This window comes from Paenibacillus sp. TSM33 (assembly GCF_056099025.1).
The window spans coordinates 1-1,095 of record NZ_JBLZXB010000026.1 but is presented as its reverse complement, the minus strand read 5'-3'; the positions used below and the strand labels follow the sequence as shown (position 1 = coordinate 1,095).

Annotated in this window: 1 protein-coding gene; it reads right to left on the bottom strand. The window is 61.6% G+C overall.

Annotated features, from left to right (window positions below):
• Window positions 1-1,095: amino acid adenylation domain-containing protein (locus tag ACN6NF_RS25490; RefSeq protein ID WP_474320321.1), on the bottom strand; the 1,095-nt coding region annotated here is incomplete at both ends.

Sequence of the window (1,095 nt, the reverse complement as noted above, 5' to 3'; positions counted from 1 at the left end):
CTTCGACTTCACCCATCTCAATCCGGTACCCCCGGATTTTCACCTGGTTGTCGATCCGGCCGATGAAGTCCACGTTCCCGTCCTCCATCCACCGCGCCAAGTCTCCCGTGCGGTACAGCCGCTCGCCTGCGGCGAACGGGCTGTCTACGAACTTCTCTTCCGTCAAATCCGGACGGTTCAAGTACCCGCGCGCTACCCCGACTCCGCCGATGACCAGTTCGCCCAGCACCCCGACCGGCACCGGATTCAGGTGCGCGTCTACGATGTAGAATTTCGCATTCAGCCACGCTTTACCGATCGGCACATTGCCTGTCTGCGGCAGCTTCGCCAGCGGCTCGTCATAGAAGCTTGAGTCAATCGCCGCTTCCGTCACGCCGTATGCGTTAATGATTCGGAACAACGAGCCGAAGCGTTCCTGCAAGGTCCGGTAATCCGCCACGCTGCAGCTGTCCGAGCTCGTGATCAACAGCTCCATCCCACTCATATCCAGCTGCTGCTCGTGCACGTACTCCAGGAACGGCACGATCAGCGCCGGCGTCGATTCGAAGATGGTGACCCGCTCCCGCTCAATCCAGTGGTGCAGACGAGACGGATCGATCCGGTCGTCCTTCGGCACAATCACCATCGTGCCTCCGTTATACAGCGTCCGCGCGATATCTCCCACGAACACGTCGAACGAGAAGCTTGCGAGCTGCAGCAGCCGCACCGGGAACTGATCCAACCGGTATTCCCGCCGGTAGCCCCCCGCCGTGTTCACCAGGCTGCGGTGCTCGATCATCACGCCCTTCGGCTTGCCCGTCGTTCCCGACGTGTAGATTACGTAAGCCAGATCCTCCGGACGGGCTTCATGGAAGCTGTCGGCATTCGCCCGCTCCTCGCTGTACGAAGTTTCGTCGTCCAGGTACAGCACCGCCTCCAGCGTCAGCTCCTCTTCACCGAGCCAGGCTTCGGCACGCTCTCGCAGCAGTGTTTGCGTCAGCAGCACCTTCGCTCCGCTGTCTTCAAGCATGAACCGCACGCGGTCCGCCGGATAATCCGGGTCAAGCGGCACATACGCCCCACCCGCTTTCCAGACGGCCAGCACGGCCACCAGCA